We start from the raw sequence: 16731 nt of genomic DNA on the forward strand, positions 1-16731 counted from the left end.
GACACTGTTGGCGAACATAGATTTAAAAATAATCTACTTGATAATCAGTAATATAAAAAATATTTTAGTACTTGGTGTAACAAGGTACTGTTTTTTGCATTTATATTTGCATAACATTTTACTAGGTAAGGCATTGTACAGGCTTATACCCAGTATTATAAAAATCAAACTCAGTAAAACACAAATAAGCAATGAGTAATTTAGAGAACACACAGGCTCAAATGCGCAAAGGGGTTTTAGAGTTTTGCATATTAAGCATCATTTCCCAAGGCGAAATTTATCCAAGCGATATAATCAGCAAAATGAAGGATGCCAAACTGTTAGTAGTTGAAGGAACATTGTATCCACTGCTTACGAGATTAAAAAATGCAGGACTTTTAAATTACCGTTGGGTAGAGAGTAACAGCGGGCCACCGCGCAAGTATTATTCGCTGACACCAATTGGCGAAAATTTTTTAAATGAATTAAAACAAACCTGGTCTGAATTGGTGCAGGCCGTAAACGAAACCACAAATAAAACCATCATACAATGAACAAGACCGTAACAGTAAATATAGGAGGCATGGTGTTTCATATAGAAGAAAGTGCCTATGAATCGCTTGGAAAATATCTGAATGCAATACGCGGCCACTTCACCAGCAGCGATGGGCGCGAAGAAATAATGCAGGATATAGAAAGTCGCATAGCTGAGATGCTGCAGCAGCGCATTGGTACCACTCGCCAAGTGGTTGAATTACATGATGTAGAAGAAGTAATAACCGTGATGGGTAAGCCTGAAATGTTTGAAGGCACTACCGACAGCGATATCAAGAAAGAAGACACTGCATACGATATGCCACTAAATGGTGCTCGTAAAATGTATCGCGATGAAGACGAAAAAGTAATTGCAGGTGTATGTGCCGGATTATCGTACAGGCTAGGAATAGATCCTGCATGGCTTCGCGTAGCATTCGTATTATTATTTTTATTTGGTACCGGAGGTTTTTGGATCTACTTAATCCTTTGGATTGTATTACCAAAAGCAGTAACAACTGCACAAAAGCTTGAAATGCGAGGTAAGCCTGTAAATGTGGAGTCGATAAAAAAAAATTTTAATTCGTACCAAACTGAGCAAACCGGAATTCAACGTTTCTTCGAAACCCTTGGCGAAATTATTAAAATAGGGTTTAAGATTTTCGCTTACATAGCAGCAGTGTTCTTTGGTATAATTGGAGTAATCGTATTAATAGCTCTGGTAGTTGGACTTTTCGGAATATTAGGTGTTACCGGCATAAGTATGCCGGTGTTTATGACCAATATGTTCATCAGTCAGTCGCAGCAGTTTTGGGTTATTGCAGCTACGCTGCTTCTTATAGGTGTGCCTGTTTTATATATTCTTTACAAAATTTTCAAATGGATATTTAAAGTAAAGACATCGTACCCATGGGTTCGTGCAAGCGCTCTTTTTCTAATGCTTATGGGAGTTGCAATTGCCTTTTATTGCGCATTCGATATCGGACAGGAAATGGCCTACGAAGGAGGTAATCGCACTTCGGTAAACATTGCACAACCTATGCGCGATACGGTAGGTATAGCATTGTTACCTCAAGATGAAAGTATGAATATGATTCGAAATAATTTTTCGGTTGGCTTTAATAGCAAAAGGTGGAGTGTACGTAATGGCGACAAGATTTTTAATCTTGAAGACAATGTGCAGCTTAATATTGAAAGGTCGATGGACGATAAGTTTGAATTAGTTCAAGTATCAAAAGCAAAGGGCAGGAGCGAAGAGGATGCTATGCAGAATGCTAATGCAATCATATACAGAATGGAGCAGCGCGACAATAAGTTTTTCTTTGGTAGTCGTTTACAAATAGATCAAAAACGTAAGTTCCGTTTTCAGCGAGTACGTTTGGTATTGCGTGTACCTGTTGGTAAAGTTATTTATCTGGAGCCCGGAAGCGAAGATGTATTTTATGATTTGAAAAATGTAACTAATACGTGGGATAATGATATGGTAGGGCATTACTGGCTTATGACCGATAAGGGTTTAAAATGTCTTGATTATGATTTTAAAAAAGAAGGATCAGAATCTGAATCATACAATGAAAATGACGATTGGAATAGTGACACCACCAGAAGCACCTTGAATATTAATGGAAAAGATGCCAAAGTTGAGATTAATAAAAATGGAGTTACCATTACTACAGATAATGATACTATCAGTATAAATTCTAATAGTTCAAAATAGTAAATTAACGAAATCGTCTTGTGATTATCTCTCAATAATTCTAAATCAAAATACTTAATTAAAAAGATAGAAAATGGAAACTTTAATGCTTGTTCAATATTTTCTGGTATTTGTAGTAGTGGTAGCTGCATTACCAGGTACTAGTTTGCTTTACCAGCATTTGTTCGATGAGGAAACAGAAGTTAGTGAAGGGAAACAAAATTTTCAACCGGCACTTCAAAATAGTCTTTCTATGAGTATTTAAGAAATGTTTGGTAGTTTATAGTAATTAAAAAAGCCCGTTAATCATTTTAACGGGCTTAATTTTTTTAACGCCTATCAGAATATTAATTCCTTAAATCAATTACCTCATCTTTAGGATAAGAAGTTTTATTAAATGTAAAAATAGAATCTTCTAAGGTTACATTTGGTGCAAAGCTATCAACCTTGTAGGTAAGATTGGTTCCGCTTTTTTCAAATATTACTGCTTGCGCTATATACTTTTCTGCTTTATTAATGGTTAATTGAATTTTTATAAAATTTCGTTTTGCATCTTCAGGAACCAATTCAATTATTTGAAAATTTTTACCAGCTACAATTTTTTCTTCAATAAATCTTGACTTAAATCCTTTTTCATAAATGGTAAAAATATTTTGAGGAGTAATACTGTTTTCATCCGTTTTTTGATCATTGATCTGCACCTCATTTGCTTCTTTCAAATAATTCCAAACTACTTTGCCATCGCTTATTATTTCCTGATCGCCAAGCAACACAAGATATTTGGTGCCTTTTAATTTGATACTACCTGTTTGATTTTGTACAGTCTTATTGGCTTTATCACTTACTTTAACAGTAAACTTTGCAGCAAATGCTTTTAAACGAACGGTATTTGGTACTTACCGATTTCAAAATATCTTGTGCTTTCTTATCCGTTTGTGCATTTACAACACTCGTTGCAAGCATCAGAATTATTAATATCCTCAACATGTTAATCATTAACTTCGTATTTTGATTGGAATTCAAACAATTGGTTTATTTGGAAGCAAAAGTATTAATAAATGTGCCAAACTTGTAAAGATAAGCTGCAGTGCTTGCACGTTCATTATTCCTTCAATATTACTTATGCACTTCAATTTTACAAAAGTTGGTTTTGCCTCTAGCTGCAACCCGCGCTATGTATAGTCCATTAACCACTTCTTGCCCCGAATTATCTTTTAAATTCCACGTAGCAAAACCAACATTACTTTTATTGTCAGTAGGTAAGGTATTTATCAAGCGACCGTTTAAGTCGTAAATCATTATTTCAGAATTATTACCTCCGGTAGAATTAAAGTACATAAGTGTTACCTCTGAGCTTGCAGGGTTAGGGAAGCAAGTCAAATAAGCAGGGTTTGGCAAAATAAATGATTCCTCTACAAAAACGGGGGTAAATGCAGGTAATTTGCTATCGGTATATAAACGGTATTCGCCCTCAGTCAACCCAATGGCATCCTGCACATGGGAAACAGTTACACTATCACCGGTAAAATATTCATACCACCAACCTGTATGTTGAAAATAAGGGACTATGGATAATGGATATATATCAAAATTGCCAAGTACCACAGCATTCATTTGTGAATCATTCAATCGTATTGATTTTCCGCCACCATTTAAAGACATATTGAAACTGTTCGTTTTAAATACCTGAAAATCTTTTTTTAATTTCATCAGGTTTCCAGTTACATCATATAAATGCTTGCGTGCCGGTTGGTAATAATAAAACCACTTTAGTGGTTTTGGGGCTGTGTTGCCACCACCAAAAAGCAAGCTAACATCATAGCCTAATTCTCCAAACTGCCATAGCATTTTAGGACCCGGTACAGTATAAAAAAATGCTGAAGCTAGTTCCATTCGCGCAAGTGCGTTTATCGTATCCTTCAAATTATAGTTTGGATTGGTGCTGTTGCCAAAGGTAATATTCTTAAACATCAACCGTTGCTCATCGTGACTTTCCATATAACCTACAAGGTGAGGAGAATTATATCCTCTGTTTTGATAAGATACACCACTAAAGTTGCTATTGCTTAACCAACCCATTGTTGCTTCATTGTAATTATGAGTCATATTACCCCAAAGCATCATACCATAATCGGCCAGCTCTTTTTCTTCTTGATTGTCGGCAAACATTTCAAGTATTACATAGCTGGTAGGATCTATATTCCACATCACATCAGCTATACGTTTCAGATTATCAATGCGTGCACCATCATATGCATTCCAAGCTGTAATATTGCCAAGGGTGTTCTTTTGAGTAAATCCTTTTGCCAAATCGAAGCGATATCCATCTACTTTAAATTCATTAATCCAAAATTCAACCACGCGATCAACAAAATATTCGGTGGCAGGTGCATCGTGATTCATATCGTAACAAACATTAAAATCATGTTTAGGTTGTTGATTAAACCATGGGCTGTTTGCTGCAGGCTGACTATTGCCGGCATCCCAGTATAGTTGCACCATGGGGCTTTGCCCGCATGAGTGGTTAAGCACAATATCAGAAATTACCGCAATGCCACGAGCGTGGCACGTATCAATAAATTCTTTAAGCTTATCTTTAGTTCCATAATATTTGTCCACTGCAAAGTAGTACGATGGATTATAACCCCAACTATTGTTGCCTTCAAATTCGTTAACAGGCATGAGCTCAATGGCATTAATTCCGAGCACTTGTAAATACTCAAGTGTGTCGAGCAAAGTTTGAAAATTTCGTGGACCCACAAAATCGCGAATACACAATTCATAAATTATCAAATCAGTTTTTGCCGGCTTGGTAAAATTTGTAACGGTCCATGTATACGGAGTTTGTGCAGTTTGCAAAACTGAAACGATACCTTGCGTTTTTCCGGTAGGGTAGGGTGTGGGGTTAGGATAGGTGGCAAGCGATATTCCTGCATCATTATTTGGGTCAACAATTTTATGGCAATAAGGATCGCCAATTCGCAACTCACCATCAACAAAGTATTGATAGGTATATTCCTCACCAGGTAGTAAATTATTTAACTGAACCCAATAACGGTCGCCTGCCGGAGTGCGATGCATAAAATACAAACTATCGGTAGTCCACGAATTAAAACTGCCAAGCACATAAACGAAATTTTTGCTGGGAGCATACAGATTGAGTATCACTGCGCTGTCATTTAAATAGGTAATACCATCGAGGGTATTTGTTGGCAATGGTGCTATTACCTGTTGTGGGTTTACAACAATTATTATGGTATCGTAAGAAGTAGTAATACCATCATTGGCTTCGAATACTACTTGATTATTTCCTGATTGATTAAAGGTGATATTGGTTGCAAGCGTATCGCTTGCACTTTGGTTTGCTTGTAATACACCGTTTACAAGAAAGCTTAAATCTGCATTCGCGTTGCATATACCTGTAACATTAAGATTGCTTCCTTGTGCAACAATCAATGGTTGATTGAATGATAGAGCCGGATCAGTAATTTTTACATTAAGGCCTGCTGTATAAACAGGGATAAACATATCACTGCCATCGGCATTGCGTCCAACAACACTTCCGGTGGTATTACGAAATACAAATGCAAGACTAAGTATTGTTTCGTTTGCAGGCACATTGTAATAACTGCGTATGTGATATTTAATTCTATAAAGATTATTTCCAAGCGAGGTCATGAGTACATTAGTATCGGCCACTCCCCATTGGCTCTTTACATATTTCCAATCGCTAGGACCAGAACTTAAATTGGTAATAACTCCGGTATGAGCATAGATTGGGGGTGGAGTTTGAGCCAGTGCACCATTTCCTTTAGTTGCATCGTATATGATTGTAATAGTATCTGTATCTGTACAAAAATAGGGTGACCATGTAAGTGGATTGTTTTGAGCAGAGGCCAACAGGTAAAAACTTAAAACCAATGATAACAAAGTTATTTTTTTCATTTTTAAATTAGTTGAGGTGATAGATTAACAATTGAATAAAAAAAGGGTTAACATTAATTATTAACCCTTCGTATTACTTGGAATTATTAGTTTTTTGCTTCTAAATAAAAAGCGGTAAAGGAAAACTTACCTTCACCGCGGATGAAAAGCATGAAAACTATCTTAACGATTTACGTTTACTTTTTGAGTTGACACGATACTTCCGTTTGCTTCTAAACGTAAGAAGTAGATGCCATTTGCTACTGAACCACCTGCATTATTATCTGCATTCCAATCGTACACATATGCTTTACGACCAATTTGAGCTTCGTTATCAACAATAGTCTTAACTAAGTTTCCTACCAAATCGTAAAGTTTCAAAGATACGCTATTGTTATTATTTACCAAAGAATAACCTAACTTAGCATATGTTGATACCGGGTTTGGATTACAGGCAAGAAAAACTAGTTGCGAAGTTGGAGCATCCAAAGACTGAGGTGTAGCTAATGGTACAATAATATCGGTACAAGCACCAGTTGAATCAAATCCTTTGCCTTCGTTGGTCCAAGTGCTCATATCACTTTGCTCACAAAATACCATATCCAAATGGTATGCAATGTTTGGCGCAGTAACACTGTAGTAAGTAGCTGGAATAAGAGAGATGCTAAATGATCCGGCACCATTCCCGAACATAATAGCTGCAGGGTTATCTTTTTGAACAACATTTTGCCACTTGCTAATATTGGGATCTGGGTCGAAGCCAACTCCTGAGTGCATATAAGCATTAGCAGCAGCAGGATCAATCGCTGCTCCTGGCGCGCAAGCTTGACTTACATCAAGGGTTAGGGTAATTTGGGTATTCATGTCGGCATTGGCAGGCGACATTACAACTACTTGTGCGTTGGAATTTAATGCTGCCCCAGCGCAAACAGCTACGAAGAGTAATTTTTTAATCATCTTTTTTTATTTTTTTTTGTTAGACTTAAATATTATCAAAGTGTAAAAGTAACACTAAGTTGTTACGTATCAAACAAATTAACGAAAAGTTTTCAATACATAATTGGTGATTTAAAGGATGTTTTAGTATAGGTATGAACTTGAACTTATAGATTAAACAATGAGTACTTAAAACTGACCGAATCTTTTTGAATAAAAATAAGATGGTTGTTTTTACTTAATCAGGTAGTTTGCAATTTATCAGGCTATCCGATTTGTAGCTAGAAGATTTTTGTTTGTCATCCACACCCTTATTTGCATACCTATGAGTATTCAAAAAAGATTAATTTGTAACGGAAAATCTTCAAAAAAAATCCCATCAATTCTGACGGGATTCTGTTTTACTTAAAAATTCTCTTACCAGATTTTTGCTCTTTCTTTTTCTTTCTAAACATTTTATCTCCAGGCTTAATACCAAATGCTTCGTAAAATGGAGGGAAGTTCATTAACGGAGCATTGCAACGATAAACACCAGGCGAATGAGGATCAGTCATAATGCGCTGTGCCATTGCGGCATCACGAATATTATTTCTCCAAACTTGCGCCCAACCGATAAAGAAACGCTGTTGTGGTGTAAACCCGTCAATTAATGTTGGGGAAGGGCGACCACGTTGCGTTTGCATAAATGCATCGTAGGATATTGTTATTCCTCCAAGATCTGCTATGTTTTCGCCTAACGTAAGTTCACCATTTACATGCACCGTATCTAATACCATAAAGCTATTAAATTGCTCTACCAACATTGCAGTTTTCGCAGCAAACTTTGCTGAATCATCAGTAGTCCACCAGTTTTTCAAATTACCTTCAGCATCAAAGTTACGTCCTTCATCATCAAAACCATGTGTCATCTCATGACCTATAACTGCTCCAATACCTCCGTAATTTATGGCATCATCTGCATCGGCATTAAAAAATGGAGGCTGTAAGATTCCTGCAGGAAAAACAATTTCATTATACGAAGGATTATAATAGGCATTAACCGTTGGTGGCGACATCATCCATTCGGTGCGGTCTACAGGCTTGCCTATTTTGCTAACCATGTAATCAAATTCAAATACACTTGCACGTTTTATGTTGGCATAGTAGGAGTCCTCTTTAATAGTTAGTTTGTCAAAATCTTTCCACTTATCAGGATATCCAATTTTCTTTATAAAGGTTGATAATTTTTGTAAGGCTTTTTGTTTGGTAGATTCTTCCATCCAGTCGAGAGCAGTAATGCGTTTTTCAAAAGTTTGTCCAATGTTAGTAACCATTCTAAGACAACGCTCTTTGGTTTCAGGTGTAAATGTGCGATTGCAATATTCTTGTCCAAGCAATTCGCCAAGGTTACCATCCACAGTATTCAAAACACGCTTCCAACGTGGTTTCATTTCTTTAGTTCCCTGCATGGTTTGCGAGTAAAATTTGAAGCTTTCGTTTACCATGGCATGATTCAGATAGCCTTGCGCATTGCGTATGGCATTCCATTCCAGATAAGTTTTCCAATCTTCAATGGGCATATCACGCATTAGGGTATTTACCTCGCTAAAAAATGCAGGATTATCCATTATAAAGTATTCTGCTGCAGGAGCCTGAATTAGCTGGAAAAAATTTTTCCAACCAAACAATGGCATTTTTGTATCAAGGTCGGCAAACGAGATTTTATTATATGTTTTTTCGTTATCTCTACGTTCAACGCGTGTAAGCGATACTTTAGCAAGGCGCGTTTCAATTTCCATAATTTTGTCGGCAACTAATGCAGTGCGATCACTTTTTCCAAATGCGACTTCAAAACTACTTGTAATGTATTCTTTATAACTTGCACGTATGTTTACAGTACGTGGATCATCTTTGAAATAGTAATCACGATCAGGCATACCAAGGCCACCTTGTCCTATTTGCGGCACTACCAGGGTGCTATTTTTGGCATCGGCAAATGCATAGAAATTAAAGAAAGGCGCCCCAACCCCTCGAAACATATTATAAACCAATTTTACTCCTTCTTCTTTGGTCTTAATGGCTGCAATAGCTTTTAGGTCTTCCATAATAGGGGTAATGCCATCGGCCTCAAGCTTCATGCTGTCCATACCTAACTTATAAAGTGTACCAATTTTTTGGGTTGAACTGCCGGGTGCTGCGGTGGCACTTTGCTGTGCACATTCTTGTAAAAGTGTTTTAAGCACTGCGTAATTGTACTCCTGCACTTCGCTAAATGCTCCCCAACGGCTTTCACTTGCCGGAATCGGATTGTTTTTCAACCATCCGCCATTCACATACTGATAGAAGTTTTCAGTTGGCTTTGTTGAATTATCAAAATTTGAAAGCTCTACCGGTTTGTTTTTTGGTAGCGATCCTGTTTTTGATGGCTTGGCCTGCCCAAAGCATACAGCCGTAATGCTTACAGCAAGCAGAGTAAAAGTAATTTTTTTAGTCATTTTTAATAAGTTATTCTTTGAATTATTTTATACATTTTTCACAAACTTCTTTAGCAGGTTGCAATGCTTTAAATATTTTTTTTCCCAGAAAGTATATAGCCGCAGTTACTATTCCAGTTACACATATAATTTGCCAGTCAACCAGGTTATTATTCATTGCTTTAGTTTGAGGTGTCAAACTTAATTATTTATTCAATAAGAAATATTTGTATTCTTGTTCAATGGAAATATCCACGGCATTTTTATTAAATATTTAACCAAATACCCCATGAAGGCACATTATCAGCTCGTTATTAATTTGGCCTTGGTTGCTTTGTTGTTGGTATATGCCATCCCAATGTTATATGCTGTTCCTACTGCCGATGATTATTGCTCAGGTGTATATCAACATTTAGGTTTTGTAGAATTTATTTTATACTATGCTAAGCTTTACACCGGCCGATTGGGTGCCGTGGCACTCATGTATTTTACTCCCCTTGCCGGATCGCCTGTTTCTTATAGCTTTGGATTACTTGCTTGTTGGGCGTTTTTAATTTTTTCTATTTTTCTGTTTTCGTATAAACTTTTTTCAAAACCTGAAATAAGTACAACGTTTGCTTTGCTTTTTAGTTGTTGCTATATGGCATGCCTCATTAACCCGAGCGAAACCTTATATTGGTTTACCGGTGTGGCAACGTATACTGTAGCGGTGTCATTTGTATTTTGTTTGTTGGGTTTTATGCAATTTAAAACAAATGTGCTAATTGCATTAATGTGCATGGTGCTAGGATTTATTATTCCTTTATTCAGTGAGTTGTTTATTATTCCGCTCTTATTTTTACTGTGCTATATAAATATTAAAAAGGCTGTTTTTTCGTTACATCTTCGTGTCAATGCGCGATATGCTTTAGTTGGTCTTGTTACTGGCACTGCTTTATTTGCATGCATGCCTGGCAACTGGGTTCGGCTAGATCAATATCACAACAATCTGAATCTGTTTTCAGCTGCTGGTACCGCACTTTTTTATTCAATCATTTTTATTTTTAGAATATCATTTCATCCCGTTATGATTATTAGTTTATTCTTAATTGCAATTTATATAGATGAGATAAAACAACACACCAAATTGCGCGAAATAAAGGGACAATTACCTTATAATGGGGCAATGTTTTTAATTTTTATGGCATGTTTCATACCTGCTTTTTTTACAGGAATATTAGGACAGCACCGCACCATAGATGCAGTTATTCCGTTTGTGATTTTTTTGTTTTGGTATTGGGTTTTTTTGCTTAGCTGGGACTGATGCATTTATTCATGTAAAAACATTTTTACAAATACGAATTATTCGGATTATCGCTGTTGTTTTAGTAATCGCCATAGTTTCATTTGATGTTATTCTAATATTAAACGAATGGATAAGTGGCGAATTATCCAACTATAAGCAAGAGCAAGAAGGTCGTATAATAAAAATTAGTAAAGCCAATGATGCTCATTTGTATGCAGTTGATAGTTTGAAACATACCAATACGATACTTTATAAATACGATATAAAACCTGGCGACAGCACTTTTTATATTAACTATTGTATGTGGGAATACCTACAACAGAGTAAGTAGAGTTTATAGTAAATGTGCTTTCCCAAATTTGGTAATCAGTTGCAAAAAGTGGCTTATTGAATTTATCATGAATATTATCGTGTTGCGAAATAATTTACCTTTGCCTACGTAATAAAGGAAGTAATCTTAAAACCAAATCGAATGAATAAATTAAAAATCAGCATGCTTGCTTTGTGCTTTGCAGCAACATTTACAGCATGCAAGAAAGAAAAAGATGATGAACTGCAACTTGATGCACAAACCGAACAGCACAATAAAGATGCGAATTATTACCGTGGCGAAGCCGATCAGGCAGATAATGATATTAATAACACGCTGCGCGATATCCCAGCATTTGGAAAGACTGCCGGCTTACAATCCGATCCATTATGTGGATGTACGGTAGACTCAAGTCAATTAAGCCAAAAAACCTTGTTTTTTAATTTTGATGGAGTTACCCCATGCTTTAGCCCTTCGCGCACACGTAGCGGGCAAATAAAGGTACAATTGATTAGCGGGAATTTTTGGAGTGATGTAAATGCAGTAATTTCTATTCAGTTTATTAATTACAAAGTTACAAGGCTAAGTGATAATAAGTCGGTAAAGTTTAATGCATTTAAGACATTGCAAAATGTAAATGGTAATGATTGGTTAGGTTTTTTATTAGGAAGCAAAGCCCTTAAATATCGTGAGCGTGCATTTAATATAAACGTTGATTTTGATAACGGCCAAACAGCCATATGGAACAGTGCTCGCACTACCGAGTGGACTTATTCTGCTGCTACACAACGAATTTCTTTTAAAGCAAATGGCGATACAATTGTTAATGGACACTCCAATACAGATAGCTGGGGTAGCAATAGATTTGGAACCGGTTTTGTGATAAACTATAATTCGCCATGGAGCAGTAATACATATTGCGGACTATGGAGGCCGGTAAGCGGTGAAGCCGTTAATCATATTAATAATAATCAGTATAAGCTTACCTTAGGTGTTGACCAACAGGGTAACCCAAGTACTCTTAACTGTGCGTATGGATACAAGATATCCTGGGTGGTGGATGGCAAAACAGGTAGCAAGGTGATTAGTTACTAAAAATAAAAGTATAACATAGCGTGTGCCACCTAATTAGGTGGCATTTTGCTTTAAAAGAAATTAATAATTGCTTATTCATAACATTTTGTATTGTTGCATTATTAAGAGCGGCACATCTATATATTTACAACATTATTTAAATGAAGATTATCAAGATGAGAAAAATAATATTTTGGATATGCATTCCACTTATAGGAATAATGCAGAGTTGTTCGGATACGGTTGTAGGCGAAGGCGATGTAATTACGAACAAACGTAAAGTGAGTACCTTTAAGCGCATTAAAGTTGAGGCTACAGCTGATATTTACGTTAATATAAGTACAATAAATGAGCTGACGGTAACAGCGCAAAAAAATATTGAAGAACTAATTCACACTAAAGTGATTGATGAAACACTTATAATATACAGCGACAAAGTATACAGTACTGATGAAGGAGTAGTTATTCAATTAAATTCTAATGACCTATCCTATATAAAGGCAAGTGGCGCAGGCAATGTATTTTGCAAAGCACCTTTAACAACACAAGACCTTGATCTAGAGCTGTCGGGTGCTGGCACTATGGAACTTAATGTAGCAGCAATAACAGTGAGCGCTGACTTGTCGGGAGCAGGACTAATAAAATTAAAAGGTAATTGCAACGAAGCAAAATATAAGGTGTCGGGTGCCGGTAAACTTGACGCGTTTGAATTGGTAGCAGATGAATGTAAGGTAGACTTAAGTGGAATAGGGGTAGCAGAAGTAAATGCTAGTGAAGAACTAAATGCATCGGTAAGTGGTGCTGGCAATGTATATTATACCGGAGCAGCTACTAACTTAAAAACTAATATTTCGGGTTTAGGAAAAGTTGAACGTAAAAATTAAATTAAGTGCGCATAAACTATCCCGAAAAGTTTTACGACAATCGTCCATCCATGATTTTTATTCATGGACTGTGTTGTAATCAAACAGCTTGGCAATACTCCATAGCATACTTAAAAGATTGGTTTAATTGCATCACCATCGATTTGTATGAAAGTATAGGTGAGCCAAATCATTCAAATTTTGAAGTTGCCAATCTTACCACACTAATTTGCGAGGCAATTAAATCGCATCAACTTTCTAACCTGACTATTTGCGGCCATTCATTTGGTGGGCAATTGGCTATCAATATCTGTAACGAAGCTCCTGAATTATTTGAGCAAGCTGTACTTATTGCACCTGCAGGGATTGAAAATTACTCCCATTTTGAGCAGCTGATGATTAATCAGGGAGCGCGTAATTTACCAACCAAGCTGTTTACAAAAATCGAAGAGTATCTGCATTTATCCTTTTATCATTATGATAAACATTATCGCGATTTAGCCATTAGCTTATTTTCAAGTTTTAACAAACTTGATAGCGAGAGCCAGAAAAAATTCTTTTCGACACAGTTAAGCGAAGTTTTGGCCGCTAATGTAAATTTCAAGAATAAATTTAATAAACCCGTGTTGGTAATTTTTGGTAATATGGACAGTCTTGTTCCTAACATCGTATTGCATCCATACCTTACCAGCAGGATGATGGCCGCACACACTGCTCGCTTATTCACTCATGCTTCCTACAGGTTAATAAATGATGCCGGTCATTTTCCGATGCTCGAACAACCCGAAGATGTAAATCAACTAATAAAAAAGTTTGCGTATACAGGCACCGTTACTCAACCCAGTCAGCTATAAACAGGTTGGTTTCGGTGGTGCCATTGTTGTTTCGGTTACTGCTGAAAATTAGTTTTCTTCCATCATTCGAAAACATGGGGAAGGAGTCAAACATGGTGTCATATGTTATTTGCTCAAGGCCTGTGCCATCCAACTTTATCATGTATAAATTGAAAGGCAAGCCACGCTTGGATTTATAATTGCTTGCAAAAATTACTTTTTCGCCCGAAGGATGAAAAAAGGGAGCCCAACTGGCATTGGCTAAATCTGTTATTTTGCGCAAACCACTTCCATCGGCATTACACATATACAAGCTCATTTGCGTAGGCATAACCAGGTTTTCTTTAGCAAGCGAGTTATAAATTTCTTTCTCTTCGTCAGTTGATGGGCGCGAAGCTCTAAATATTAATTTACTCCCATCAGGGCTAAAGAAGGCACCGCCATCATAACCTAACTGATCGGTTATTTGCTTGGCATTATTGCCATCAATGTCCATTGCCCACAATTCCAAATCGCCCGAACGAGTGCTTGTAAATACAATCTTATCGCCTTTGGGCGATACGGTTGCTTCGGCATCATAGCCTGGTGTATCGGTCATACGTTTAATAAGATTCCCTTTTAAGTCGCTTACATAAATATCATAATCCGCATAAATTGGCCACACATACTTATGGTCGCTGCGCTTGGCTGGTACCGCTGGACATCCATGCTGTCCGCTATGCGTACTTGCAAATATAATACTTGTATCGCCAGGCATAAAATAGGAGCAAGTAGTTCGGCCGGTATTATTGCTTATCATTTGAGGCAGGTTTTCTTTAAGATTTGCTGTTCGCCAATTGAAGTAAAAAATTTGGTCGCAATCCAATTTCCAGTTTTTGTTGGTTACCTGAAAGGTGAGCAAGCTATCGTTAAAACTAAAATATGCCTCTGCATTGTCACCACCAAAGGTTAATTGCTTTATGTTGGTCAGATGCTTTTCTTCTTTAAATCGCAATTCTGAAGCAATCCAGTTGGTATCATTTTGTGCTATGCAACTTGCACTTATGGAAAAAAGACCAATACTTAAAAATATGTTTTTCATTTCAACCTAAAAATTTTTTACAAAAGTAGTTTTCAAAATACCTTGCGCAAACATGCCGTACAATATTTATCATTACATCATTAATATTAATACAAAAAAAACAGCAACCATTTTAAATGATTGCTGCTTAATTATCAAATCAAGAAATAAAAATATTAATGCTTGTGATCGCCTCCACGCTCATGCTCTTCAGGATCAGGCAAGTCGCGCGTCTTCTTTCCTTTCGTATTAATAAAAAAGAATTCTTTGTCTATACGCACTAGGGCTTCGCCATTATTAAATGGTTGAGCGTCTTTAAATTTAGCATCAATCATCATTTTGCCTTCTTTGTTGATAAAGCCCCATTTATCATTATCAAGCAAAACAGGAGCAAGGTCATTGCCAAAATTAAATGCATTTTTATAAACTAGAGCAATAACAGGTTTGCCGGTAATGTCAATAAATCCCCATTTTCCATCTTTACTCACACGTGCAATGCCATTTTTAAAATCATCAGCAAAATCATAAACAAAGTCAATGACAACTTCATTCTTAAGATTGATGTATCCGTTCTTATTTCCTTTCATAACACGGGCAACACCCTCAAAGAAAATACTTGCATCATCATACATAAAAGGAATAATCACATCTCCTTTATCATTTATAAAGCCACGCTTGCGGCCTTCGAGCACCAATGCATAGCCATCCATAAATTCGCTGCCGGCAATATATTTTGCTGGCACCACAATTTCGTTTGTGGCCTTACTTCTATATCCAACTTTCGAATTTTCATAAAAACGTAATAGTTGGGCCGATGCTGTTTGCATAGCAGCTATTCCAATAAAAGATAATATAGTAAAGATTTTTAATTTCGTATTCATTGCTATTTAGGTTTTTTATAATCGTGTCAAATATAATAATCATTTAATTAAAGGAGAAAATATTTTCTTCAAAGTGGTAGAGGAGTAATCTGTTCGCTTATATTTGCTTAACTAACCAAAAAATGTTTTTGTGCCTGAATCAACTTTTAATTTTAAGCAATTTATCATCAATCAAGATAAAAGCGCTATGAAGGTAAGTACCGATAGTGTTCTACTAGGAGCATGGGCAAAAGCAGATAATACGGTGCAACGAGTACTAGATATTGGCAGCGGTACAGGTATACTTAGCCTGATGCTTGCACAGAAGACAGATGCAGAAATTACTGCGCTCGAGATTGATATACCATCGTACTTACAGTCGCTTGAAAATTTTGCCATTAGTAAATGGAAAGACCGACTGCATGCCATAAATAAGTCATTGCAAGAGTTTGCACTTAGCACTTCACAAACTTTTGATATAATAATTAGCAACCCACCTTTTTTTGCCGATGCATCGCCAGCGCCTGATGAGGCACGCAATATTGCCCGACACCTTGACGAGACATTATCACTTGCCGACCTTGCCAATGGCGTAAAAAAACTACTCGCACCCAATGGGAAGTTTTATGTAATTTTTCCATATCGTGAGGCGATTAAGTTTTATGAAACTGCTTTACGAAAAGATCTATTTTGCAATTGCGTAACTCGTATAAAAACAAGACCTCAAAAGTTAGAAAAAAGGATATTAATGCAGTTTAGCCATATTCTAACTCCTATTAACGAAAGTCAGCTTACCCTGGCAAGTGCAGATAATGTTATGACTGAAGATTACAAGCAGCTAACCATAGATTACTATCTTGACAGTCCGGATAGCGCCAATGTATAGTTTTAAGATCTTAAATTTACATTGGTGTGACTGAGTTT

General features: G+C 36.6%; 13 protein-coding genes and 1 pseudogene. 8 read left to right on the plus strand and 6 right to left on the minus strand.

Annotation, left to right across the window (positions count from 1 at the left end):
• Positions 1-191: 191 nt before the first annotated feature.
• From IPO27_09330 to IPO27_09340, 3 genes are all read left to right on the plus strand, one after another.
• The gene (locus IPO27_09330) at positions 192-533 is read left to right on the plus strand and encodes a PadR family transcriptional regulator (protein MBK8846717.1); all 342 of its coding nucleotides are present in this window, start codon (positions 192-194) and stop codon (positions 531-533) included.
• Entirely contained in the window at positions 530-2230 is a 1701-nt protein-coding gene (locus tag IPO27_09335; GenBank protein ID MBK8846718.1) for a PspC domain-containing protein, read from the plus strand. Before IPO27_09330 ends, IPO27_09335 begins: the two co-directional genes overlap by 4 nt.
• 73 nt (positions 2231-2303) lie before the next feature.
• On the plus strand, positions 2304-2474 hold the full coding sequence (locus IPO27_09340; protein MBK8846719.1) for a hypothetical protein: 171 nt from the start codon (positions 2304-2306) through the stop codon (positions 2472-2474).
• Positions 2475-2556: 82 nt separating this feature from the next.
• On the opposite strand, the pseudogene IPO27_09345 reads toward IPO27_09340, so the two are convergent.
• From IPO27_09345 to IPO27_09360, 4 genes and pseudogenes are all read right to left on the minus strand, one after another.
• Positions 2557-3087 (minus strand): annotated as a pseudogene (locus tag IPO27_09345) (outer membrane lipoprotein carrier protein LolA).
• 238 nt (positions 3088-3325) lie between these two features.
• A complete protein-coding gene (locus IPO27_09350) occupies positions 3326-6154 on the minus strand; it encodes a T9SS type A sorting domain-containing protein (GenBank protein MBK8846720.1) in 2829 nt (942 codons plus the stop codon).
• Between the two features lie 162 nt (positions 6155-6316).
• On the minus strand, positions 6317-7090 hold the full coding sequence (locus IPO27_09355) for a T9SS type A sorting domain-containing protein (GenBank protein MBK8846721.1): 774 nt from the start codon (positions 7088-7090) through the stop codon (positions 6317-6319).
• Positions 7091-7470: 380 nt separating this feature from the next.
• Entirely contained in the window at positions 7471-9543 is a 2073-nt protein-coding gene (locus IPO27_09360) for a M13 family metallopeptidase (GenBank protein ID MBK8846722.1), read from the minus strand.
• A gap of 268 nt (positions 9544-9811) precedes the next feature.
• Between IPO27_09360 and IPO27_09365 the strand changes: the two genes are divergently transcribed.
• From IPO27_09365 to IPO27_09380, 4 genes are all read left to right on the plus strand, one after another.
• Positions 9812-10825 (plus strand): hypothetical protein, encoded by a 1014-nt coding sequence (locus IPO27_09365; GenBank protein ID MBK8846723.1) that lies wholly within the window; start codon positions 9812-9814, stop codon positions 10823-10825.
• A 454-nt stretch (positions 10826-11279) separates the two neighbouring features.
• Positions 11280-12212, plus strand: coding sequence for a hypothetical protein (locus IPO27_09370; GenBank protein ID MBK8846724.1), 933 nt, complete (start codon positions 11280-11282; stop codon positions 12210-12212).
• A gap of 155 nt (positions 12213-12367) precedes the next feature.
• A complete protein-coding gene (locus IPO27_09375; GenBank protein ID MBK8846725.1) occupies positions 12368-13075 on the plus strand; it encodes a DUF2807 domain-containing protein in 708 nt (235 codons plus the stop codon).
• 5 nt (positions 13076-13080) lie between these two features.
• Positions 13081-13908: an alpha/beta hydrolase gene (locus IPO27_09380; protein MBK8846726.1), complete on the plus strand. Its 828-nt coding sequence runs from the start codon at positions 13081-13083 to the stop codon at positions 13906-13908.
• Here the strand turns inward: IPO27_09380 and IPO27_09385 are convergent.
• Positions 13886-14968 (minus strand): PD40 domain-containing protein, encoded by a 1083-nt coding sequence (locus IPO27_09385; protein MBK8846727.1) that lies wholly within the window; start codon positions 14966-14968, stop codon positions 13886-13888. The genes IPO27_09380 and IPO27_09385 overlap by 23 nt on opposite strands.
• Positions 14969-15123: 155 nt before the next feature.
• A complete protein-coding gene (locus IPO27_09390) occupies positions 15124-15828 on the minus strand; it encodes a WG repeat-containing protein (GenBank protein ID MBK8846728.1) in 705 nt (234 codons plus the stop codon).
• Positions 15829-15958: 130 nt separating this feature from the next.
• On the opposite strand from IPO27_09390, the gene IPO27_09395 reads away from it, so the two are divergent.
• On the plus strand, positions 15959-16693 hold the full coding sequence (locus IPO27_09395) for a methyltransferase (GenBank protein MBK8846729.1): 735 nt from the start codon (positions 15959-15961) through the stop codon (positions 16691-16693).
• Positions 16694-16731 lie beyond the last annotated feature (38 nt).

The organism is Bacteroidota bacterium (assembly GCA_016714535.1).
In the GTDB taxonomy this organism is placed as follows: Bacteria; Bacteroidota; Bacteroidia; order AKYH767-A; family OLB10; genus JADKFV01.